Consider the following 22,176-nt stretch of genomic DNA (forward strand, 5'->3'; position numbering starts at 1 on the left):
GCCGCAAAATGCAAGCCGGGGGGCCACGCATGAGTGACGTACCTGTCGTTCAGGCGTTTCCCAAGCGGCCCATCGCGATCAAGGTGGTGGCAGCCGACGTCCGGCGCCGCAGGCTGATGCTGGTCGGCGCCCTGCTGCTGTTCCTGCCCCTGGTCTGGTATGGCAATTCGACGCTGCAGCGCTGGTCGCTTCGGGCCGACCTGCGCGAGCGCGGTGTTACGGCCGAGGTACTGAACGCGGAAGGAAGCTGCCTGTCGCGGCGCGGTGTCAGCGGCGATACCCCGCGCGGCTGCGATTACGACATCCGCTATGCCGTCCGGCCCGAGCATGGCGGCGGCGAGCGCGAGGCGAGCGTCTATCTGCCGGGCGCGCCGCCGCTCGTCTTCGCCCCGAGCGTTCTCTACGATCCGCAAGACCCCAGCCGGGTGATGACCGAGCGCGCCGTCCAGCAGGACGATCGCATCGTCGACATCGCCATCCCCACGGCTCTGCTCACGCTGATGCCCCTGTTGGCGCTGCTCGTCTGGTTTGCCACCGGCAAGGGCGCGCTCGTCAAGGCCGCCGCGGCCCCCCGGCCGGCCATCGTTGCCATCGAGCGGGCGGTGCGCCGGCAGAACCGGCTGGAGATCTGGTTCCGCAAGCCCGACGGCAAGGGCCAGGGCATGAGGTCGTTCCCGAAAGGCGGGCCGCTGCTGGTGGCGCCGCCGCCTGGCGCGGCGCCGGACAAGCAATGGGCGCTGGCGCTGCTGAACCTCAGCGGCTACCCGATCCTGCTCGACGAGGAACTGGCCGAGTTGGAACTGACCGAGGCGGAGCGCGGCGCGATTTACCGGGCGGCGCGGGGATGAGGCCGGCCCCGCCCTATTCCGCGGCACGCGCCGGCCGGCGGCGGTAGTAGTCGACCACCCAGCAGCGCAGGGCGGAGGTGAAATTGCCGCCGCGCGCCCCGGCCGAAACCCGCTCGCACAGGCCGGCGAGATCGACCTGCTCGCGATGGCAGATTTCCTCGACCGCCTCCCACAAGGTGGGTTCGAGACGGATACTCGTCCGCCGGCCCTGAATTCTGACGTTGCGCACCTGCATGCCTGCCTCGCCGCGCTCGATCGGCATGGCCAGCATCATGGCACAAGTGGCAGACGGCACATCAAAAAAGTTGTGCCGCCGGCAAATACCCCCGTGGCGGGCGTCAGAACAGGAAGTCACTCGCGTCGAGCACGCCCAGGTTCACGCCTTGCAGGATGAACTTGTCGGTCCCGAAAGCGATCACCACATCGGCCCCGACCTGCGACATGTGCGACTGGATGTCGGCGAAGGAATTCGCGACGCTGCCCGTGAAGTCCAGGTAGTCGTAGTTGTTGGTGAAGTCCTTCACCGTATCCACGCCCGTGCCCGTCGCGAAGACGAAGGTATCGCGGCCGGCATCGCCCTGCAGCGTGTCGTTGCCGGCGCCGCCGTCGATCCGGTCGTGGCCCTCGTCGCCGAACAGGGCGTCGAGATCGAGGCCGCCGAACAATTGGTCGTTCATCAGACCGCCGTGGAGCGTGTCGTTGCCGGCACCGCCTGTCAGCGTATCGGTCCCGTTGCCGCCCGACAGGCTGTCGTTCTGGGTGCCGCCGTCCAGCGTATCGTTGCCCTCGCCGCCTTCCAGGGCATCGGCCCCGGCATCGCCGTTGATGGTGTCGTTGCCGTCCTCGCCGCGCAGCCAGTCGAGGCCCTGGCCGCCCGAAATCGTGTCGGCCCCCAGGCCGCCCGTCACATAGTTGGCCGCGTTGTTGCCGGTCAGCGTGTCGTCGAAGGACGAACCGCTGATGTTTTCGATTTGCGTGAGAGTGCCGCCCTGCACCCCGCCGATGCTGAACTTGCCGAGCGTCAGGTTGACCACCGCCGGCCCATCGGCGTTGTAGATGGTGAGCGTGTCGATCCCCGTGCCGCCGTTGTAGCTGTCGCCGCTGCTCAAGGGGCCGTCGACGACGAACGTGTCGCTGCCGCCGCCGCCGACCACCTTGTCCTTGCCGCCTTCGAGCAGCCAGAAGACATCGTTGCCGCCGCCGCCGATCAGCGTGTCGTTGCCGGCGCTGTCATACATGGTGTAGGCGGCATCGGTTTCGGCGCTGGCGTCGATGTAGGCGTAATTGCCGGATCCCAGGGCGCTGGAAACGCTGACCAGCAGGGATTCGCCCGTGTTCAGGTTGCCGTCGGCTAAGAAGAGCTTGTAGGTGAAGCCCGACCGCAGCACCACCCGTTCGAGCCCGGCCAGGCCGTCGTCGGCGAAATAGACGCCGGCACTATAGTCGCCGGTGAGATCCAGCGTGTCATAGCCGCTGCCGCCGTAGACCAGGTCCGAGGCGTCGAGCCCGCCGTTGAAATAGAAGGAGTCGTCCCCGCCCAGGCCGGAGAAATAGTCGCTGCCCGAATAGCCGGCGCGGAACAGGTCGCCCGACTGGCCGCCGGTGAAGACCTCGTTGCCGGCGCCGTCATAGAAGTCGAACCAGCCGTCCGTCTCCTGGGAGCCGTTGAAGACCACCGAGAGGCCGGGAGCCAGCGAACGGACGTCGATATTCAGCATCTGCCCAGCGGCCAGCAGGCTGTCGGCCGCCTGGAAGGAGGCGCCGAAGTCGCCGGTAACGTTCAGTGTTTCGACATTCTTGAAATTGGCGCCGGTGAGCTGGACGGTCGCCGGCTGCACCCCGCGGAAGTAGACGACGTCCGACCCGGCGCCGCCGTCGAACACGTCGCCCGCGCCGAAATTGTTCTCGGCCACCAGAACGTCGTTACCGCCCTGGCCGTCGACAAAGTCCGTGCCGCCATAGGACATCGACATGGCGTCGGCGCCCTGGCCGCCGATCAGGATGTCGTCGCCGTAGGAGTCGGAGACATTGAAGCCGCCGTCGGTCTCGGCCGAACCGTTGAAATGCAGGTAATGGCCCGTGCCGCCGAAGCCCACGCCATAGGCGCTGACCGTCATCGCCTGGCCGGCGGCGACCGTGTTGTTGCTGGTCGTGATGTCGTAGGAAAAGCCCGTGGTCATTTCGAGCTTTTCGACAAAGCGAACCGTGGTCGAATTGAACGTCAGACCGGCGCCGTAATCGCCCTTCAGGGTCAGCGTGTCGACGCCGTCGCCGCCGTTGACCTTGTCGGCAGCCATCAAGGTGGCGCCGAAATCGATTTTGTCGTCGCCCCCGTTGCCGTTGACCGTGTCGACGCCGCCTTGGGTCATGTCGAAGGTATCGGGGTCGATGGTGCCTTGCTTGGTGTCGTTATTGTTGGTGCCTACGAAGTCCATGATGTCGTCTCGATCCCCTGGATTGGGCCGCCCGTCTATAGCCGAGCGGCCCGGATGCAAGCAAAGGCAGTCCTGCCAAAATGTTCATCCGTCACGGTGTTAACGCTCCCCCGGCGCCAGCAGCGTCAGTTGCAGGGCATGCAGACCGTCGGCGAATTCCTGGGCCAGCAGGGCGTTGACCTGGCGATGGCGGGCGACCCGGCCCTGGCCGGCGAAGGCGGCCGAGACGACCTTGATGTTGAAATGGGTCTCGCCTGCCTCGCGGTGGCCGGCGTGACCTGCATGACGGGCGGAATCGTCGACCACTTCGACAAGGGTCGGCGCCAGCGCCTGCTCGAGTTTTTCGCGGATTCGATCGGCCATGCGCATTGGGAATTCCCGTCCTGACGCCGCGTCGACATATCACCTGCCGGCCGCGCTTGTTTCACGTTTGCGCCGCACCCATAATCCCTGAATGTCCCGGAAGGAAAGCGCATATCCGCGCCGGGCCGCGAACGGCCCCCGCGAAACCCCGGCGCTGCGCGTCTGCGCAGCGGACGGTTGCGCTTGCCCGGGCGAATACCGGGCGCCGCGCTCCCGCGATCCGGCCGACGAGCCGCTGTGGTTCTGCCTCGATCATGTCCGGGAATACAACAAGTCGTGGAACTGGTTCGACGGCATGGGCCAGGACGAGATCGAACGCTATCAGAGCCAGAACTCCACCTGGCAGCGGCCGACCTGGCGCCTGGGCGAGCGCTCGGCCGGCAGCCGCGCCAACAACGGCGACACGGCCAGCCACCATGACCCCTTCGACCTGCTGGGCGAGGCCGGCTATCGCTTCGACGGCAAGGCCAAGGCGGGCGCCGTGCCGGAAGCCCGCCGCATCTCGCCCGAAGACAAGCATGCCCTGGCCGTGCTGGAACTTGACGCCGGCGTCAGTGCCCCGGACGTCAAGTCGCGCTACAAGGCGCTTGTGAAACGCTACCATCCTGATCGCAACGGCGGGGACAAGTCCGCCGAAGCCCGGCTGCGCGAAGTGATCGATGCCTATCGGCACCTGCGCACCAAGGGCTTCATGCGTGAGGAAGCAACCAGGTAACCGGTATTTAAGCCCGCGAGTAGGATCGAACATGACTGCAACCGCCACCGCTGCGCCCCGCGAAGGCATGCCCGACATCAAGGTGTCGGCGCGCCAGTTGTTCGGGATCGACAGCGACCTCGAAGTGCCTGCCTTCTCGACGGCGAACGAATATGTTCCCGACGTCGACGAGAGCTATCGCTTCGATCGCGAGACCACCTTGGCCGTGCTCGCGGGCTTTGCCTATAACCGGCGCGTCATGATCCAGGGCTATCACGGCACCGGCAAGTCGACCCATATCGAGCAGGTGGCGGCGCGCCTGAACTGGCCCTGCATCCGCATCAACCTGGACAGCCACATCAGCCGCATCGACCTGGTGGGCAAGGATGCGATCGTGCTGAAGGAAGGCCGCCAGGTCACCGAGTTCCGCGAAGGCATCCTGCCCTGGGCCCTGCAAAGCCCGACCGCCCTGGTGTTCGACGAATACGACGCCGGCCGGCCCGACGTGATGTTCGTGATCCAGCGCGTGCTGGAAGTCGAAGGCCGCCTGACCCTGCTGGACCAGAACCGCGTCATCCGCCCGCACCCGGGCTTCCGCCTGTTCTCGACCGCCAACACGGTCGGCCTGGGCGACACCACCGGCCTCTATCACGGCACCCAGCAGATCAACCAGGGCCAGATGGACCGCTGGAACATCGTGGTGACGCTCAACTACCTGCCCAAGGAGCAGGAAGTGGCGATCGTCCTGGCAAAGTCGCCCAGCTTCGACACGGCGGAAGGGCGCAAGTCGATCAACGCCATGGTCGGCGTCGCCGAGTTGTCGCGCGCGGGCTTCATCGCCGGCGACATCTCGACCGTGATGTCGCCCCGCACCGTGATCACCTGGGCCGAGAATGCGCGCATCTTCAACGATATCGCCTTCGCCTTCCGGGTGACCTTCCTCAACAAGTGCGACGAGGTCGAACGGGCGACGGTGGCCGAGTACTACCAGCGCTGCTTCGGTAAGGAACTGCCCGAGTCCGCCGCCAACATCCGCATGTCCTGATCCTTCGATGTCCAGGCCCGAGAGTCCTGTCGAACCCTTCAAGCGCGCCGTCGCCGCGACCATGCGCGCGATTGCCGAGAAGACCGAGCTGACCGTCGCCTTCGGCGCCGAGGGGATGAGCAATCGCCCCAATGCCGCCGCCCCGGCAGCGGCTTTGCCGGCGTGTCGGGTGCCGCCGCCAGCCCAGGCGCGGCCGCGCGACTACCCCTGCCCTCGCGCGAGCTGACGCCGGCCGAGGTCGCCCAGGTGCGTGGCCAGGCCGACTCGATGGCCCTGCGCCTGCGCCACCACGACGACAAGCTGCACGGCCAGTTCGTGCCCGAAGGCACCACCGCCCGGGCCGTGTTCGACGCGGTCGAACAGGCGCGCTGCGAGTCGATCGGGGCCAACGACATGCTGGGCGTCGCCGGCAACCTGGGCGCCATGCTGGAAGAGCGCTGCAAGGCGCGGGGTTATGCCCGCATCACCGAACGCGCCGACGCGCCCTTGTCGGAGGCAGTCGCCCTGATGGTGCGCGAGCGCCTGACCGGCAGCCGGCCGCCCGACTCCGCGACCAAGATGGTCGACCTGTGGCGCGACTGGATCGACGAGAAGGGCGGCCGCGACCTCGACCGGCTGGCCGCCGTGCAGGGCGACCAGGCCGCCTTTGCCCGTGCCTCGCGCAAGCTGATCGCCGACCTCGGCCTGTCCGAGGACATGGGCGCCGAACCCGAGGAGAACGAGGACAAGGACGACAGCGAGGACGAGAACGACCAGGAAGGCGACGGCGACGAGAACCAGGGCGACGGCGTCGCCCCCGAAGGCTCGAGCACCGAAATGGTCGAATCCGACGACCCCAGCGCCGACGATTCGACCGAGACCGCCGTCCACGTCGATTCCGAAGACGACATGGACGGGGCCGAGGGCGACGATTCCTCGGAAGCCATGCGGCCCTGGCGGCCCAACGGCCCGATCACCAACGAGCCGGGCGAGCCGCCCTACCGCGCCTTCACCACCGAATTCGACGAGGAAACCGAGGCCGAGGACCTGTGCGACGCCGACGAGATGACGCGCCTGCGCGCCTATCTCGACCAGCAGCTCCTGTCCTTGCAGGGCGTCGTCTCCAAACTCGCCAACCGCCTGCAGCGCCGCCTGATGGCCAAGCAGAACCGCTCGTGGGTGTTCGATCTCGACGAGGGCATCCTGGACGCCGCGCGCCTTTCGCGCGTCGTCACCGATCCCATGCACCCGCTGTCCTTCAAGCACGAGACCGACACGGATTTCCGCGACACGGTCGTCACCCTGCTGATCGACAATTCAGGTTCGATGCGCGGCCGGCCGATCACGGTGGCGGCGACCTGTGCCGACATCCTGGCGCGCACGCTCGAGCGCTGCTCGGTCAAGGTCGAGATCTTAGGCTTCACCACCCGCGCCTGGAAGGGTGGGCAGAGCCGGGAGCGCTGGCTCAAGGACGGCAAGCCGCCGCAGCCCGGCCGCCTGAACGACCTGCGCCATATCGTCTACAAGAATGCCGATGCGCCCTGGCGCCGGGCCCGCAAGAACTTAGGCCTGATGATGCGCGAGGGCTTGCTGAAGGAGAACATCGACGGCGAGGCCCTACTGTGGGCCCACAACCGCCTGATCGCCAGGGACGAGCAGCGTCGCATCCTGATGGTGATCTCGGATGGTGCGCCGGTCGATGATTCGACCCTGTCGGTCAATTCCGGCTCGTACCTGGAGAAGCACCTGCGCCAGGTCATCGACTGGATCGAGACCCGTTCGCCGGTCGAGCTGATCGCGATCGGCATCGGCCATGACGTCACCCGTTACTACCGCCGCGCCGTGACCATCGTCGAGGCCGAGCAGTTGGGCGGCGCCATGATGGAACAACTGGCCTCCCTGTTCGACGATCAGCAGGCACCGGCGAAGGGACGTGGGCGTGCTGCTGCGCGGCGTTGAGGGATATTTCGGGGTAGCGCTGCTGGCGCTGGCCCTTGCCGGCCCGGCCCTGGCCGATCCGATTCCGATCGATGCCGCGGCGGTGCGGCTGGATCCCGACCGGCCCGAGCGCGAAACCGTCGGCAAGCTGACCTATGCCGGCGGCGTCTCGCTGCTGTCGCCGGATCAGCGCTTCGGCGGCTGGTCGGCCATGGTGATCAGTGCGGACGGCAGCCACCTGACGGCGATTTCCGATATCGGCTGGCGCATGACCGCGACCATCGCCCGGCAGGACGGCCGCATCGTGGGCTTGATGGAGGTCGATCTGGCCGCACTCGCCGGCCCCGACGGCAAGCCGATCGCCGGCGACAAGGAAGCCGCCGATGCCGAGGGCATGGCGGTGATGCCCGACGGCGGCATCGCCGTGGCCTTCGAGCGCCAGCACCGGGTCTGGCACTACCCGGCCGCGCGCGACGGTGGCGATGCCCTGCTGGGCGTGCCGGTGCCGATCGACACCCCCGCCGCGCTGACCGCGGCCGAATCCAACGGCGGCCTGGAAGCGCTCGAGGCCCTGCCCGACGGCAGCCTCGTCGGCTTTGCCGAGGAATTGCCCGACGGCAAGGGGCACCATACCGGCTGGATCTTCGGCGGCCCTGCGGCGGCGCAGCCGCGCACCCTGCGCCTGGACGCGATCGGCATCCTCAAGCCGACCGACCTCAAGCGGCTGCCCTCAGGCGACCTCCTGCTGCTGGAGCGGCGCTATACCGTGGCCGGCGGCCCGGGCGCCCGGCTGTCGATCATCGACGCCGCCGCGCTCGACGGCGCCAAGCCCATCCACAGCCGCGAACTGGCCCAGATCCCGGCCAATCTCACCGTCGACAATTTCGAGGCCCTGGGGGTCTGGCAGGACGCCAAGGGCGGGCAATACGCCGTCATCCTGTCCGATGACAATTTCAGTGCCGTCCAGCGCACCCTGCTGATGGAATTCAAGCTGCCGTAGCTCCCCTCTCCGCCGCTTGCGGGGGAGAGGGAGGGGCCCGCCGCGTCAGCGATGGGAGGGTGAGGTGGTGGCCTGGGCCAGATCTCGCTCTACGCCACCAACCCACCTCACCCAACCCTCTCCCCCTGAAGGGCGGAGAGGGCTTTGCGCACCGTGCTCAAGCGGCCCGGGGCTGCCGGGCGTAGGCGATGAACAGGCGGAAGGGGGCCAGCAGGCCCAGCGCGAAGATCAGCTTCACGGCGAGGTCGCCGGCAGCCCAGCCAAGCCAGGGCAGGCCGGTCAGGGCGAAGGCGGCGGTGAAAAACACCGCTGTATCGACCACCGAGCCCAGCGCCGAGGCGACCAGGGGCGCGCGCCACCAGCTTTGCCGGCGCAGGCGGTTGAACACGGTGACGTCCAGCAATTGCCCGACCAGGAAGGCCAGACCGGAGGCGGCGGCGATGCGGGGCTCGGCCAGCAGCGCCGACAGGATGACGGCCACGAAAAAGCCGACATAGACCACGAGGCGGGCGCCCCGGGCGCCGATCTGCCGGTTGGTCAGATCGGTGACGAAGAAGGACAGCGGATAGGTGAAGGCACCCCAGGTGAGCCAGTCGGCCAGGCCGAACGGCTCGAACGGGTACTGAACCGCGATATTCGAGGCGACGACGACCACGGTCATGGCGGCAATCGCGCCGAGGAAAAATCCCCGGTCGCGGCGCGCCACGACAGTCACGGGCTTGGAGCCCTCAGGCCGCCGCGGCTGCGGTGTCGGCACGCTTCTCGACCAGCTTCTTCAGGCGGCGGGCCTTCAGCGACAGTTCGGTGTCGCGGGCGCGCAGCAGGAAGCGGTCCAGGCCGCCGTTGTGTTCGACCGAGCGCAGGGCGTTGGCCGAAATGCGGAAGCGGATCGACTGGTTCAGCGACTCGCTGATCAGCGACACATTGACCAGATTCGGCAGGAAGCGAGTTCGGGTCTTGTTGTTGGCATGGCTGACGTTGTTGCCAACGAGAACGCCCTTGCCGGTCAGTTCGCAGCGCCGAGCCATGAGAATCTCCATTTGCTTCGCGCAATAGTTACGTGTCACAGGAGGCGATACCCCCCGCGGAAGACGGGCTTTCTAGCCCTCGGGCGACGTTCCGTCAAGGGTGCGCTGACCTGCCATGTCTGCGCCCGGCGCGGGGGAGCATGCCCGGGGCGGCCTTGCTCCCCCCGGATGCGGCGCCCATCGTAAGACAAATCCCTTATCTTGCGAGAGTGACGCCGATGACCTGGAGTTCCCGCCTGTTCTCGCCGTATCGCCTGGCCGCGATCGACCTGCCCAACCGAATCGTCATGGCGCCGCTGACGCGCGACCGCGCCGGCCCCGGCAACGTGCCGACCGAGCTGATGGCAAAGTACTATGCCCAGCGCGCCAGTGCCGGCCTGATCATCGCCGAGGCGACCCAGGTGATGCCGGAAGGCCAGGGCTATGACGCCACGCCCGGCATCCACAGCGAGGAACAGGCGGCCGGCTGGCGCAAGGTCACCGACGCCGTCCACGCCGCCGGCGGGCGCATCTACCTGCAGCTCTGGCATGTCGGCCGCATCTCGCACACGGCGTTCCAGCCGGGCGGCGGCGCGCCGGTCGCTCCTTCCGCCATCCGCGCCAAGACCAAGACCTTTTTGAACGGCGGCTTCGTCGAAGTCTCGCAGCCCCGCGCCCTCGACCTGGCCGAGATCCCCGGCATCGTCCAGGCCTATGGCGAGGCCGCCCGGCTGGCCCTGAAGGCCGGCTTCGACGGGGTCGAGATCCATGCCGCCAATGGCTATCTGATCGACCAGTTCCTGCGTGATTCGAGCAACAAGCGCGAGGATGCCTATGGCGGCCCGATCGCCAACCGCACCCGCTTCCTGTTCGAGGTGGTGGACGCGGTGACCGCCGTGTGGGGCGCGGAACGCGTCGGCATCCGGCTTGGTCCCGTGAGCCCGGCCAACGATATCGCCGACAGCAACCCCACCGCCCTGTTCAACGCCGTGGTCGACGGCCTGGATGCCCGCGGCCTCGTCTATATCCATATTATCGAGGGTGCCACCGGCGGCGCCCGCGACCATGGCCAGCCCTATGATTTCGCTGCCCTGCGCAAGCGCTTCCGCGGCGCCTATATCGCCAACAACGGCTATGACAAAGCGCTTGCCGAGCAAACCCTGGCCGCCGACCACGCCGACCTGATCGCCTTCGGCAAGCCCTTCATCGCCAATCCCGACCTGGTCGAGCGCCTGCGCACCGACGCGCCGCTCAACCAGGTCGTGCGCGAGACGCTCTACGGCGGCGGCGCGGAGGGCTACACGGACTATCCGGTCCTGAACGAAGCGGCGGAGTAAGGAGCCCCGGGGAGACGTGGTGCGTCCTTCGAGACGCCCCTGCGGGGCTCCTCAGGATGAGGCAAGTCTTTGTGCCATAATGATTTTCCTCATCCTGAGGAGGGTGCGAAGCGCCCGTCTCGAAGGACGCAAGGCGCCCGTGCAAGGCAGATCCGGCCGACGTAAGCTTCGCCCCTATCCAGGGGGTGCATCTTGAAACTCTACGATTCGACATTGTCGCCCTATGGCGCCCGGGTTCGCCTGTATGCGGCCAGGAAGGGCATCGAGCTCGATATCGAAAACCCGCCGGCCGACTTCCAGGCGATCAACCCCACCGCCAAGGTGCCCTGCCTGGTCGACGGCCGGCTGGTGCTGCCTGAATCCGAGGTGATCGTCGAATATCTGGAAGACCGCTTCCCCGAGCCGCCGCTGCGCCCCGCAAGCGCGGAAGGCCGGGCGATGGCGCGGCTGCTCGCCCGCATCGGCGATCTCTATGTCTATCCGGCGCTGGCCGCGCTGTTCACCCAGATGGGCTCGCCCCGGCGCGATCCGGCGGTGATTTCCCGGAAGGTCGAGGAGCTGGCTTACGGCCTCGACCAGTTGGAAGCCTTCATCGGCACCGCCGGCACGGCGGTCGACGGCGGCTTTTCGACCGCCGACTGCGCCCTGGTGCCGATCCTGCTGTTCACCGTGCAGTTCCTGGAACAGGTGGCGCCCGACCTGCTGAGGACGCACCCCCGCGTCGTCGCCTATTGGGCAGCCATCCAGCAGGAAACCGCCGTGGCCCCGCTGGTCGCCGAACTGCGCCTGGCCCTGGCCGCCTTCCTCACGCAACGATGAGGAAATCGGTGACCGAGATCACCGGCGCACCCTGCAACACCCAAAGCAGGACCGCCGACGAGGCGCCGCTGCCGTCCATATCATAGCGCAGGTAGCCATCGTCGGTGTCGTAGAGAAAGACGCCGTCGGTGTGGCCGGAGGGATCGGGGGTGCTGCCCATGACCAGATCGACCGGGCCGCCGGCGACCAGGCCCCAGCCGAATTGGGAGGCATCGACTTGCAGCAGGTCGATACCGGACTGGAAATCCATGACGCGGTCGTGCTCGCCGGCCGCCGGCAGCTTGTCGACGATGGCGAAGATATCGGCGCCGGCGGCGCCGGTCAGCTGGTCAGCCCCCGTCCGCCCCAGAAGCACGTCGTCGCCCTCGCCGCCGTCCAGCTTGTCCCGGCCGCCACCGCCGTCCAGCCGATCGGCGCCGCCCAGGCCGGTCAGCACATTGTCGGCACTGTCGCCGACCAGCCGGTCCGACCTGAGGGCGCTGCCGATGAGATTCTCGATGCCGGCGAAGCTGTCGCCCAGCGCATCGCGGTCGTTGGTTCCCGAGCCGTCGAGATAGACGACCGCGCCGCTGCCCCCTCCGGCATAGCTGACCAGGTCGATGCCCGCACCGCCATCGAACCTGTTGGCTGCCGCGTCGCCGCTGAGCACATCGCCGAACGAGGAACCAGTCAGGTTCTCGATGCCGATCAGCGTGTCGACGCCCGCGCCGCCCGTATCTTGTGCCGTTGCGATCCCGAGACCAACCGTAATGCCACTTGTTGCATCGGCATAGCTGGCGGTGTCGCCGCCGCCACTGGCGTTGCCGCCGCCGTCAAGGTGATCATTGCCCGCGCCGCCGATCAGGATGTCCGAATCGGAATAACCCAAAAGCCAATCATTGCCCGCGCCGCCCTCGAGCGTATCGACATTCAAATTGCCCAAAAGCCGATTGTCGAGATCATTGCCCCGCAGGTTGAAATTGCCCGATCCCCGGTAATCGCCCATTTCAACGCCGGCCGCCAAGGTATAAGCACTGACGCCGCCGGCACGGAAAATGATGACCTCGTCAAAGCCCTCCCCCGGATTTTCAACGACCGCGTCATAGACGAATCTGTTGATGAGCGGATCGATCGGATTGACATCCCTGAGGACGTAGGTGTCGTCACCGACACCACCAATCAAGACATCCTTGGCCAATCCCCCTTCAATTGTATCGTTGCCAAGGCCGCCGGTCAGCAAATTGACGCCCTGTCCCCCGGTCAATCGATTGCCAAGGCCGTTGCCTGTCAGATCGAAAGCGCCGGTGCCTACATCCTTGCCATCCTCGATGTTGGCCGGGAGGACATAGCTGCTGACGGCCGATCCTTCGACCCGTGCAATCTGGACGACATCGCGATGAGTGCTGCCGGCTGTCTCGATCACCGTGTCATAGACATAAGAGCCGCCCGGGCCGGTTGGATGAACATCCAGCAGGATGAAGGTATCGGCGCCGCCGCCCTCGCCCCACAGCGTGTCAGCCCCGGCGCCACCGTCCAGCACGTCGTCGCCGGAACCGCCGATCAGGACATCGTCACCCCCCAGACCCTCGACGTAACCATTGCGCGACGGGCTGCTGCCGCTCTTGAGGATATCACCGAAGGCGGAACCAACGGCTTTCTCGATGCTGATCAGCAGGTCGATGCCGCCACCGCCGGTGTTCTGCCAATCGGTCAGCGCCAGGTCCACAAAGACGGCACTTGGCGCCCAGGCGTAGGTCACCAGGTCGTTGCGGCCAAATTCGTTGCCTGAGGTGTCGGTGCCCTGATCTCCGCCATAGATCGCGTCATTGCCTGGGCCACCATCCAGGATGTCGTCGCCATTGCGCCCGACGACGATGTCGTCGCCGTCGCCGCCGTTAAGATAGTCCCTGCCATCATTGACGTAGAAATCAGCGACGCCATTGGCACCTCGGCCGCCATTGACGATGTCGTTGCCGTCGCCGCCATAGACAACGTCGTCGCCCAGGCCGCCATAGAGCCTGTCATTGTTGGCGCCACCGTCCAAAAGGTCGTCGCCGCCGATGCCGTGAATAAAATCGTCGCCGCCGGCGCCGCTCAGGCTGTCATTGCCCGCCTCATCACCAAAGACATTGGTGTCGGGGCCGCCATACATGGTGTCGCCAACGCTCGTGCCTGAGCGGATGTCGTCCCCGTCGGTACCAAAAATCTTCGCCATGGTCTCCCCCCGAACCGCCGTGGGCGGTCGGCCAAATGAATGGAGACGACGCAGAAATCCGGCTGCGGCGCCTGCCGCCGCACCCGATCAGCTTTCCCTGCGTTCGGCCAAGCCGAACTTTTCTTGGCGGCGGCAGGCTACAACAATTTGCAGTCAAAGTCCTGCCGCCGACATCCTACGGGCGCACCCGGCTCAGGCAACGATCAGGAAATCGCTCGCCGTCAGGCTGGGCACGCCTTGCAGGACCCAAAGCAGGACCGCCGACGCCGCCCCGGCGCCGTCCATGTCGTAGCGCAGATAGCCGTCGTCGGTGTCGTAGAGGAAGGTGCCGCCGGCCAGCCCCACCGTGCCGGGGTCACTGCCCGTGCGCAGGGTCACGGTGCCGCCGGCCACGAGCCCGCCCTGGAACTGGGAGGCGTCGACCTGGAGCTGGTCGATGCCGTGCTCGAAATCCATCACCCGGTCGTGGCCGCCGGCAGCAGAGGGTTTTTCGACGAAGGCGAAGATGTCGGCGCCGAGGCCGCCGGTGACCTGGTCGGCGCCGGCCCGGCCCAACAGGACGTCGTCGCCGTCGCCGCCGTCGAGATTGTCCTTGCCGTCGCCGCCGTCGAGCCGGTCGTTGCCGCCCAGGCCGGTGAAGCCGTTGTTCGCACCGTCGCCGATCAGCCGGTCGGCCTTGGCGGCGCTGCCGATGATATTCTCGACATTGACGAAGCTGTCGCCCAGGGCGTCGCGGTCGTTGGTGCCGGTGCCGTCGAGATAGACCACGGCGCCGGTGGCGCCGCCCGCGTAACTCACCAGATCGACACCGCCGCCGCCGTCGAACTTGTTGGCCAAGTTGTTGCCGATCAGCGTGTCGTCGAAGGCGGAACCGGTGAGGTTCTCCATGTTGACGAGCCTGTCGATGCCGGCGCCGCCCGTGTCCTGGTAAACCGCAAGGCCGAGATCGACCGTGACGGCACCGGCAGCCGAGGCATAGCTGGCCGTATCCCCGCCCTGGGCCAAGCCGGCGCCGCCGTTCAAGTCATCGTCGCCGAGACCACCGGTCAGAACGTCGGCCCCGTCGCCGCCGAACAGGCCGTCATTCCCGGCACCGCCATCGAGCAGATTGGCGACGGCGTTGCCGGTCAGCGAGTTGCCGAGATCGTTGCCGAACAGGTTGAACGCACCGCTGCCGGCAACGCGACCGTTTTCGACGTTCGCTCCCAATGTGTAGCTGCCCACCTTGCCGACGCGCCTGACCTCGACCGTGTCGGTGCCGGCGCCGGCATTCTCGGTCACCGTGTCGAAGCTGAAGCTGAGATAGACATCGGCGAGGATGTAGGTGTCGTCACCGGTTCCACCCGCCAGGCTGTCCGCATCGCCGCCGCCGTCCAGCCGGTCGTTGCCGCCGGCGCCGTTGAGCGTGTCGCTGCCGGCACCTGCATCGATTCTGTTGCCGACGTCGTTGCCCGTGAGGTTGTCGTTGTAGGCCGAGCCGATGAGATGCTCGATGCCGATCAGGGTATCGATCCCGGCAGTGCCGGTGTTCTGCGCCCCGGCGAGCGCCAGATTGACATTGACGCCATTGATGCCGCCGCCGGCGTCGGTGTAACTGACCGTGTCGTTGCCGCCCTGGCCGTCGAGCACATCATTGCCGAGCCCGCCGATCAACGTGTTGGAGCTGTTGTTGCCGGTCAGGATATCGTCGAAGGACGACCCGGTGAGGTTGAGCACGCCGGTGATCGTGTCGGTCCCCGCCCCGACGGTATTCTGCGCCGTGGTGATCCTGAGATCGACCACGACGCCGCTGGTCGCCGTGGCATAGCGCGCCGTGTCGTAGAACACCCTGCTGTTGGCGCTGGGCGGGCCGCCGACGATGAAATCGTTGCCGGCGCCGCCTTCGAGGATGTCGTCGCCGGCGCCGCCTTGCAGCCGGTCGGTTCCGGCGCCGCCGAACAGAAAATCGTCACCCCCGTCATGCGGGTATTCGTTGATGAAGTCGCCGTAGAGAAAGTCGTTGCCCTCGCCGCCGTCGGCATAGTCGTTGCCCTCGCCGGCGAAAAGCTTGTCGTTGCCTCCCAGGCCGTAGAGAAAATCGTCACCCGCGCCTGCGCCGGACGCATTGGCCGCGAACGGCCCGGAGTCAGGGCCGGCGAAGATCTCGTCGTCTTCCGGGGTGCCGGTGATCGAATCCGAGCCGTCGGTACCGGTCAGCGTGGCCATTCGGCCTCCTTCGGACCGGCCCTGGGCAAATCCCAGGCCGGATCCAGAGGACGTACAGTAGAACAAATTGAGCCCGGCGTCCCGGGCTCAACGGTTTAGGGTCAGAGCTTGACGCCGGCCTTTGCCAGGGTCCCGCAGGCGAGTTCCGCCAGGAAGCGGGCGACGGCGCCGTACATGATGGCCTTTTCCGAACTGGCATTGCCGTCCAGGCCGCGCTTGTAGACGCCCTGGGCGATCGAGGCGAGGCGGAACATCGCGAAGGCGAGATAGAATTCCCAACTGGGAATGCCGTCACGGCCCGTGCGCTGGCAATAGGCGGCCAGGTATTCCGCCTCGGTCGGGATGCCGGTCGCGGCAAAGTCGACATTCATCAGATTGCCCATGGTCGGATCGGCAATGTGATAGGGCATGCAGTTGTAGGCGACATCGGCCAGCGGGTGGCCCAGGGTGGCCAGTTCCCAGTCCAGCACCGCCAGGATGCGCGGCTGCGTCGGATGGCAGATGGTGTTTTCCAGGCGGTAGTCGCCATGGGCGATGGTGACCTGGTCGCCCGGCGGGATGTTCGCCGGCAGCCAGGCCATCAGGGCGTCCATCGGCGCCACGTCGTCGGTCTTGGCCGCTTCGTACTGCTTGGACCAGCGGCCGATCTGGCGGTCGAAATAATTGCCGGGCTTGCCGAAATCGCCCAGGCCCACGGCATTGACGTCGACCTTGTGCATGCGCGCCATGACATCGTTCATCGAATCATAGATCGCCGCGCGCTCGTCGCGGGTCATGCCCGGCAATTGGGGATCGCGCAGCACCCGGCCGTCGACATGGCCCATGACGTAGAAGGCGGTGCCGATGACCTCCGGGTCCTCGCAAAGAAGGACGGCTTCGGCGACCGGCACGTCGGTCTTGGCCAGGGCCTCGATCACCTTGTATTCGCGCTCGATCTGGTGGGCGGAGGCGAGCAGCTTGCCCGGCGGCTTCTTGCGCAGGACGTAGCGCCTGGCCGGTGTGGCCAGCAGGAAAGTGGGGTTGGACTGGCCGCCCTTGAACTGGGTCACGGTCAGCGGCCCGGCAAAGCCCGGCACGGCGCCCTTCAGGTATTCGGCCAGCCGCCCTTCGTCAAAACGGTGCGCCTCGCGCACGGCCCCTGCCTCGCTGCCCTGATCACCAGCCGCCATGACAACCATTGTGCTCGTCTCCCACTATCCCGTTCTGTGCGGGTCTTTCATTCAAGCCCGAAGGATCCGCCCTTAGCCCGTTCGCAAGACGGGGCATAGTCGGAAATCACATCGGCTTCATCAAGCCTCGGCTGCGATCGCCTTGAGCGCGATATCCCGGCGGAAGAAGCCGCCCGGCCAATCGACATGGGCGATGGCGGCATAGGCCTTGGCGCGCGCGACGTCGATCGTCTCCCCCAGGGCAGTGATGTTCAGCACCCGGCCACCGTTGGGCACGAAATGATCGCCCGCCGCCTTGGTCGCGGCATGGAACACCAGCACGTCCGGGTCGCTGGCCGCGGCCGCCGCCAACCCGCGAATCTCGCCGCCCTTGGCCAGATCGCCGGGATAGCCGTTGGTGGCCATGACCACGGTCACCGCCGGGCGGTCGTCCCATTCGATGTCGAGCTTGTCGAGCACGCCGTCGGCCGCGGCGACCAGCACGGGCAGCAGGTCGGACTTCAGGCGCGCCATCAGGACCTGGGCTTCAGGATCGCCGAAGCGGACATTGTATTCGATCAGTTGCGGGCCTGTGGCCGTCAGCATCAGGCCGGCATAGAGCACGCCCTTGAACGGCCGCCCCTCGGCCGCCATCGCCTTCACGGTGGGGACGATGATGCGGGCCATGACCTCGTCGACCATGGCTTGCGTCATCAGGGGCGACGGCGCGACCGCGCCCATGCCGCCGGTATTGGGGCCGGTATCACCGTCGAAGGCGCGCTTGTGGTCCTGGGCGCTGCCCAGGGCGACCACGTGGCGGCCGTCGGCGATGGCGAAGAAGCTGGCCTCCTCCCCCGCCAGGAATTCCTCGATGACGATTTCCGACCCGGCCGAGCCGAAGCGCCCGGCAAAGCAGTCGTTCACCGCCTCGACCGCTTCGGCCATGGAGGTGGCGATGACCACGCCCTTGCCGGCCGCCAGCCCGTCCGCCTTGATGACGATGGGGACCGACTGCTTGGCCAGATACGTGAGCGCCGCATCACGGCCATGGAAGCGGCCATAGGCGGCCGTGGGAATGTCGTGGCGAGCGCACAGGTCCTTGGTGAAGCCCTTGGAACCTTCGAGCTGGGCGGCGGCGGCGGTGGGGCCGAAGACCTTGATGCCCTTCTCGATCAGCTTGTCGACCAGGCCGAAGACCAGCGGCGCCTCGGGCCCGACCACCACGAAGCCGATCTTTTCCGAGCGGATCAGGGCCAGCACCCGTTCGGTGTCCTTGAAGTCCAGGGCGATGCAGGTGGCGACCTGGGCAATGCCACCATTGCCCGGCGCGCAGAACAGACGGCCGACAGAAGGTGATTTCGCCAAGGCCCAACACAGGGCATGTTCGCGGCCACCGCCACCGATCACCAGAACGTTCATCGCCTAAACACCTCGAGCAACTTTCTTTGGGCCCAACTTTCGGGCCCGCTTGTATCATGCCGGAATGAGTATGGAAGACACTGCAAACCCCGCGACCGCGCCCAACCTGCCGGAATTCTCGGTCTCGGAACTGTCCAACCTGCTGAAGCGCACGGTCGAGGACCGATTCGCCCTGGTCCGGGTGCGCGGCGAATTGTCCGGCGTGAAGCGGCACTCGTCAGGCCATCTCTATTTCGCCCTGAAGGACGCCGATGCGGTGCTGGACGGCGTCGCCTGGCGCGGCGTCGCCTCGAAACTGAAATTCCGGCCCGAGGACGGCTTGGAAGTGGTGGCGGTCGGCCGCCTGACCACCTATCCCGGCCGCTCGAAATACCAGATCGTGGTCGAAGCCCTCGAGCCTGCCGGGGCCGGCGCCCTGATGGCCCTGCTGGAGGAGCGCAAGCGCAAGCTGACCGCTGAGGGCCTGTTTTCGCCCGAGCGCAAGAAGGTCCTGCCCTTCCTGCCCGACGTCATCGGCGTCGTCACCTCGCCCACCGGTGCGGTGATCCGCGACATCCTGCACCGCTTGGCCGATCGCTTCCCCCGCCATGTCCTGGTCTGGCCCGTGGCCGTGCAGGGCGAAGGGGCGGCGGAGCAGGTCGCCACCGCCATCCGCGGCTTCAATGCAATCCGGCCGGGCGGCCGGGTGCCCCGGCCCGACCTGCTGATCGTGGCGCGCGGCGGCGGGAGTCTGGAAGACCTCTGGGCCTTCAACGAGGAGATCGTGGTGCGGGCGGCGGCCGAGAGCCGCATCCCCCTGATTTCCGCCGTCGGCCACGAGACCGACACCACCCTGATCGACTTCGCCTCGGACCGGCGCGCGCCCACGCCCACGGCGGCGGCGGAAATGGCCGTGCCGGTGCGGGCCGAACTGCTGGACCGGGTGGAGGAATACGGCAGCCGCGGCCGCCAGGGCGCCCGCCGCCTGGTGGCCGAGCGCGAGACCCGGCTGGACGGCCTCGCTCGCGGCCTGCGCCATCCCCGCACCCTGATCGAGCCGGCGGAACAGCGCCTGGACGACCTGGGCGAACGCCTGCCCCGCGCCCTGCTGGGCCTTACGGCCGAACGCCGGCGCGACCTGGCCGAGGCGGCCGGCGGCCTGCGCCCCAACGTCCTGCTCAGCGAGATCCGCCAGAAGAGCGAGCGCCTGACCCAGGTCACCCAGCGCCTGGCGCCCGCGGCCCTGCGCCGGCTGGACAATGCCGCCCAGCGCCTGACCGCCCCCGGCCAGTTGCTGGAAAGCCTCAGCTACCAGCGCGTCCTCTCGCGCGGCTATGCCGTGGTGCGCCGAGCCGGCGAGTTGACGACCAAGGCGGCCAGCGTGGGGGCTGGCGACGTGCTGGACATCGAATTCGCCGACGGCCGGGTGGCCGCGATCGCCACCAGCGAGGCCCCCGCCCTCAAGCGCCGCGCCAAGGCGCGCAGCGACGACACCCCGCCCGAACAGGGCAGCTTGATCTGACGAGGCAGACCCATGGACAGCGCCGCCCCGGCCAAACTTCTCTACGACCACGGCCAGTTCAAAGTGCTGTGGCCCGGCTCCTACGTGATCTGCGCCGTCACCGGCGTGCGCATCCCGCTCGAAGACCTGCGCTATTGGTCGGTCGAGTTGCAGGAACCCTACGCCTCGCCCGAAGCGGCGCTGAAACGGGCGGCGGCGAAGGCTTGATGCCCTCCCACCTCCTCGTCATCCCGGCGAAGGCCGGGATCCATTCTGGGGCAGCGCGCGATGTCGCAATGGATCCCGGCCTGCGCCGGGATGACGGTGATTCATGCTCGTGAAACTGTTCAGCTTGGGCGCCATCCTGTTCCTGGCAACGCCCGCCCTCGCCGACACCCGCTTCGAGGGCAGCTTCCGCCAGGGGGCGCTCGTGATCGGCCGGACCGAACCGGCGGCCACGGTTCGCTTTGCCGACCGCACCCTGCGCGTGGCGCCGGACGGGCGCTTCGCCTTCGGGCTGGGGCGCGATTTCGAGGGTGATGCGGTCCTGGACATCACCTTGCCCGGCGGCGGGCACGAAACCGTGCGCCAGACGGTCGCCAAAGGCGAATGGGACGTTCAGCGTATCGACGGCCTGCCGGACAAGCAGGTGACGCCCGACGAGGCGACGCTCGCCCGCATCAAGGAGGAACGTGCGCAAATCGCTGCCGCCCGCGCCACCGACCGCGCCGCCTTCGAATGGGAGGCCGGCTTTGCCTGGCCCGCCAAGGGCCGCATCTCCGGCGTCTACGGCAGCCAGCGCATCCTCAACGGCCAGCCGCGCCAGCCGCACCTGGGGCTGGACGTGGCCCAGCCCACCGGCACGCCGGTCCATGCCGCGGTCGCCGGCGTGGTGGTACTGGCACAGAAGGACCTCTACTTCACCGGCGGCACGATCATCATCGATCATGGCACAGGCGTGCAGACGCTCTATGCCCACCTCTCGCGGGTCGACGTGAAGGCGGGAGACGCGGTCACCACCGAGACCGTGATCGGCGCCATCGGCGCCACCGGCCGGGTTACCGGCCCGCATTTGCACTTCGGCGTCGCCTGGTACGGCACCCAGCTCGATCCGGCGTTGGTACTGCCAGCTCAATAACCCCCTCTCCGCCGCTTGCGGGGGAGAGGGAGGGGCCCGTTGCGCCAGCAACGGGAGGGTGAGGTGGTGGTGGGAACAGATCGCGTTATACGCCGACATCCCTCCTCACCCAACCCTCTCCTCCCAGGAGGAGAGGGCTTAGTTCCAGCGTATCCCTACCGTCCCAGCGTTGCCATCACTTCCGCCCACTCGCGCGCCGACATGCCGCTGGCGGTCTTGTCCACCGCCTGGCCGTCCAGCATGGCCTTCACCACGGCCAGCGCCTTGGCCGAGAGCAAGGCGCCGCCCAGGCGATAGTTGGTGAAGGCGTCATGGGTCGCGGGCACCCAGCGCGCCAGCACGTCGGCCATGGCTTCGGCATAGACGCGGATCTCGTACTGGGCGTGGGGATCGGCGCGCAGCGACAGGAAGTGCATGAAATTGTGCAGGTCGGTCTTCCAGTACCATTGGGTATAGAAGTTCAACGACAGGTTCATGCGCGCCAGCTCGCGCGCCAGGCCCGTAACCGCGACCGTCTCGGCCGCGGCAGCGAGGCCGCGATCCTCCTCCGAGCGTTCGTCGCCGGTGCCCAGCATTTCCAGGTAGTGGTCGTAGGACCGCTCGGCATCGTCGCGCAGCAGCTTCATCACCGCCGCCGCCTTGTCGGCCGGCAGCACGTCGCCGCGGCCCTGGCGGTTGGAGGCCGACTGCGCCGCCATATGCTCCGGCTTGGGCACATAGAATTCCCGGTCGAGGATCGAATAGCGCGCGGAATATTCGTTCACGTTGGCGGTGCGGTGGCGGATCCACTGGCGCGCGACGAAGATCGGCAGCTTCACGTGGAACTTGATCTCGCACATTTCGAACGGCGTCGAATGGCGATGGCGCATGAGGTAGGCGATCAGCCCTGCATCCTCGCGCACCTTCTTGGTGCCCTTGCCGTAGGAGACGCGGGCGGCCTGCACCACCGCGGCATCGTCGCCCATATAGTCGATGACGCGGATGAAACCGTGGTCGAGAACCGGGATGACGTCGTAGAGGATTTCTTCCAGGGCCGGCACCGTCGCGCGGCGGGTGGTGAAGCTTTGGGCGCGCAGGGCGTCTATCTCAGCCTTCTGGTCGGGCGTCATGACTGAATCTCTCGAATC

General features: G+C 67.2%; 21 protein-coding genes. 11 read left to right on the forward strand and 10 right to left on the reverse strand.

What is annotated here, in order from left to right:
• Positions 1-29 precede the first annotated feature (29 nt).
• A complete protein-coding gene (locus D3874_RS14900) occupies positions 30-848 on the forward strand; it encodes a hypothetical protein (protein WP_119778783.1) in 819 nt (272 codons plus the stop codon).
• A 13-nt stretch (positions 849-861) separates the two neighbouring features.
• Here the strand turns inward: D3874_RS14900 and D3874_RS14905 are convergent, their stop codons facing one another.
• The 3 genes from D3874_RS14905 to D3874_RS14915 all read right to left on the reverse strand — a co-directional run bounded on the left by D3874_RS14905 (position 862) and on the right by D3874_RS14915 (position 3,646).
• Positions 862-1,110 (reverse strand): ribbon-helix-helix domain-containing protein, encoded by a 249-nt coding sequence (locus D3874_RS14905; RefSeq protein WP_158596041.1) that lies wholly within the window; start codon positions 1,108-1,110, stop codon positions 862-864.
• A gap of 76 nt (positions 1,111-1,186) precedes the next feature.
• The gene (locus D3874_RS14910) at positions 1,187-3,283 is read right to left on the reverse strand and encodes a calcium-binding protein (protein WP_119778785.1); all 2,097 of its coding nucleotides are present in this window, start codon (positions 3,281-3,283) and stop codon (positions 1,187-1,189) included.
• A 99-nt stretch (positions 3,284-3,382) separates the two neighbouring features.
• Complete coding sequence (locus D3874_RS14915) at positions 3,383-3,646, reverse strand: BolA family protein (protein ID WP_408899967.1); 264 nt, start codon at positions 3,644-3,646, stop codon at positions 3,383-3,385.
• Between the two features lie 91 nt (positions 3,647-3,737).
• On the opposite strand from D3874_RS14915, the gene D3874_RS14920 reads away from it, so the two are divergent.
• Genes D3874_RS14920 through D3874_RS14935 form a run of 5 tightly spaced genes read left to right on the forward strand, consistent with a single transcriptional unit; the run spans position 3,738 to position 8,302 of the window.
• Positions 3,738-4,361 (forward strand): J domain-containing protein, encoded by a 624-nt coding sequence (locus tag D3874_RS14920; protein ID WP_119778787.1) that lies wholly within the window; start codon positions 3,738-3,740, stop codon positions 4,359-4,361.
• A gap of 31 nt (positions 4,362-4,392) precedes the next feature.
• Positions 4,393-5,385, forward strand: a complete 993-nt coding sequence (gene cobS, locus D3874_RS14925; protein WP_199699073.1) for a cobaltochelatase subunit CobS — start codon at positions 4,393-4,395, stop codon at positions 5,383-5,385.
• 7 nt (positions 5,386-5,392) lie between these two features.
• Entirely contained in the window at positions 5,393-5,611 is a 219-nt protein-coding gene (locus D3874_RS32040) for a hypothetical protein (RefSeq protein ID WP_199699074.1), read from the forward strand.
• Positions 5,548-7,323, forward strand: coding sequence for a cobaltochelatase subunit CobT (gene cobT / locus D3874_RS14930; RefSeq protein WP_199699075.1), 1,776 nt, complete (start codon positions 5,548-5,550; stop codon positions 7,321-7,323). Before D3874_RS32040 ends, cobT begins: the two co-directional genes overlap by 64 nt.
• On the forward strand, positions 7,298-8,302 hold the full coding sequence (locus tag D3874_RS14935; protein WP_119778789.1) for an esterase-like activity of phytase family protein: 1,005 nt from the start codon (positions 7,298-7,300) through the stop codon (positions 8,300-8,302). The genes cobT and D3874_RS14935 overlap by 26 nt, the downstream gene beginning before the upstream one ends.
• Positions 8,303-8,459: 157 nt before the next feature.
• On the opposite strand, the gene D3874_RS14940 is transcribed toward D3874_RS14935, so the two are convergent.
• Entirely contained in the window at positions 8,460-9,017 is a 558-nt protein-coding gene (locus D3874_RS14940; RefSeq protein WP_338016725.1) for a VUT family protein, read from the reverse strand.
• A gap of 13 nt (positions 9,018-9,030) precedes the next feature.
• Complete coding sequence (rpmB, locus tag D3874_RS14945) at positions 9,031-9,330, reverse strand: 50S ribosomal protein L28 (protein ID WP_119782311.1); 300 nt, start codon at positions 9,328-9,330, stop codon at positions 9,031-9,033.
• A gap of 218 nt (positions 9,331-9,548) precedes the next feature.
• On the opposite strand from rpmB, the gene D3874_RS14950 reads away from it, so the two are divergent.
• Both D3874_RS14950 and D3874_RS14955 read left to right on the forward strand, forming a co-directional pair.
• Entirely contained in the window at positions 9,549-10,646 is a 1,098-nt protein-coding gene (locus D3874_RS14950) for an alkene reductase (protein ID WP_119778791.1), read from the forward strand.
• 192 nt (positions 10,647-10,838) lie between these two features.
• Positions 10,839-11,465 (forward strand): glutathione S-transferase family protein, encoded by a 627-nt coding sequence (locus D3874_RS14955; RefSeq protein WP_158596042.1) that lies wholly within the window; start codon positions 10,839-10,841, stop codon positions 11,463-11,465.
• Here the strand turns inward: D3874_RS14955 and D3874_RS31225 are convergent.
• The 4 genes from D3874_RS31225 to purD form a co-directional block, all read right to left on the reverse strand.
• Positions 11,452-13,659, reverse strand: coding sequence for a calcium-binding protein (locus tag D3874_RS31225; protein WP_119778793.1), 2,208 nt, complete (start codon positions 13,657-13,659; stop codon positions 11,452-11,454). The two genes, D3874_RS14955 and D3874_RS31225, sit on opposite strands and share 14 nt — an antisense overlap.
• 192 nt (positions 13,660-13,851) lie before the next feature.
• Positions 13,852-15,864 carry a beta strand repeat-containing protein gene (locus D3874_RS14965; protein WP_119778794.1) on the reverse strand — a complete coding sequence of 671 codons (2,013 nt, stop codon included), beginning with the start codon at positions 15,862-15,864 and terminating at the stop codon, positions 13,852-13,854.
• A gap of 101 nt (positions 15,865-15,965) precedes the next feature.
• Positions 15,966-17,033, reverse strand: a complete 1,068-nt coding sequence (locus tag D3874_RS14970) for a phosphotransferase (protein WP_119778795.1) — start codon at positions 17,031-17,033, stop codon at positions 15,966-15,968.
• Between the two features lie 120 nt (positions 17,034-17,153).
• Positions 17,154-18,431, reverse strand: a complete 1,278-nt coding sequence (gene purD / locus D3874_RS14975) for a phosphoribosylamine--glycine ligase (protein ID WP_119778796.1) — start codon at positions 18,429-18,431, stop codon at positions 17,154-17,156.
• Positions 18,432-18,501: 70 nt separating this feature from the next.
• Between purD and xseA the strand changes: the two genes are divergently transcribed.
• The 3 genes from xseA to D3874_RS14990 all read left to right on the forward strand — a co-directional run bounded on the left by xseA (position 18,502) and on the right by D3874_RS14990 (position 21,049).
• A complete protein-coding gene (gene xseA / locus D3874_RS14980; protein WP_233559956.1) occupies positions 18,502-19,932 on the forward strand; it encodes an exodeoxyribonuclease VII large subunit in 1,431 nt (476 codons plus the stop codon).
• 12 nt (positions 19,933-19,944) lie between these two features.
• Positions 19,945-20,139, forward strand: a complete 195-nt coding sequence (locus tag D3874_RS14985; RefSeq protein ID WP_119778798.1) for a DUF2093 domain-containing protein — start codon at positions 19,945-19,947, stop codon at positions 20,137-20,139.
• Positions 20,140-20,242: 103 nt separating this feature from the next.
• Positions 20,243-21,049 carry a M23 family metallopeptidase gene (locus D3874_RS14990; RefSeq protein ID WP_119778799.1) on the forward strand — a complete coding sequence of 269 codons (807 nt, stop codon included), beginning with the start codon at positions 20,243-20,245 and terminating at the stop codon, positions 21,047-21,049.
• Between the two features lie 155 nt (positions 21,050-21,204).
• Here the strand turns inward: D3874_RS14990 and thyX are convergent, their stop codons facing one another.
• Positions 21,205-22,158 carry an FAD-dependent thymidylate synthase gene (gene thyX / locus D3874_RS14995; protein ID WP_119778800.1) on the reverse strand — a complete coding sequence of 318 codons (954 nt, stop codon included), beginning with the start codon at positions 22,156-22,158 and terminating at the stop codon, positions 21,205-21,207.
• Positions 22,159-22,176 lie beyond the last annotated feature (18 nt).

It is taken from the genome of Oleomonas cavernae (genome assembly GCF_003590945.1).
GTDB lineage: Bacteria > Pseudomonadota > Alphaproteobacteria > Zavarziniales > Zavarziniaceae > Zavarzinia > Zavarzinia cavernae.